The 534-nt window shown below is 57.5% G+C and carries 1 protein-coding gene; it reads right to left on the bottom strand.

Features of this window, described 5'->3' with window-relative positions; translation table 11 throughout:
- Positions 1-205 (bottom strand): hypothetical protein (locus RTQ46_RS26445; protein ID WP_312440585.1); only part of this gene is annotated, 205 nt, incomplete at its 3' end.
- Positions 206-534 lie beyond the last annotated feature (329 nt).

The raw sequence follows: 534 nt of genomic DNA, 5'->3' as shown, positions 1-534 counted from the left end.
TGTTCGGGATGGGAAGGGGTGGGACCAACTTGCTATGGTCATCAGGCATAACTTTTTCAACAGCCTGCTCCCAGCGGGGCAGCAAACCATCTGATCTGAGGAGGCGAATTATATAGCAATTTGCCTCGATCAAGTAACAAAACTTGCCGGTTTCAAGGAATAAAAAGGCATATTCGATGCCGGCACGGTCGGCCGCAGCAACCATGTTGTCGGATTACGGCCTCGGCGGCCCCTCCTGATCCGACTTCCACATTGTCATTGGCGCCAACGGTGTTATCGGATTACGCTGCGCTAATCCGATCTGCGCAGCGGTTGACGCCGGTGGTGGTGATGTCGGATGAAGCGGCCGCAGGCCCGTCATCCGACAACACCTGCGGCTCCAAACGACGCCAACCATGTTGTTGAATTACGCTGCGCTCATCCGACCTGCGCAGCGGTTGACGCCGGTGGTGGTGATGCCGGATGACGCGGCCGCACATGACCGTAGGTCGGATTAGGCCGCAGGCCGTAATCCGACACCACCCGCAGCTTCAA

It is taken from the genome of Janthinobacterium sp. (assembly GCF_031995485.1).
Taxonomy (GTDB): Bacteria; Pseudomonadota; Gammaproteobacteria; order Burkholderiales; family Burkholderiaceae_D; genus Janthinobacterium.
This window is presented reverse-complemented; position numbering and strand designations above follow the sequence as displayed.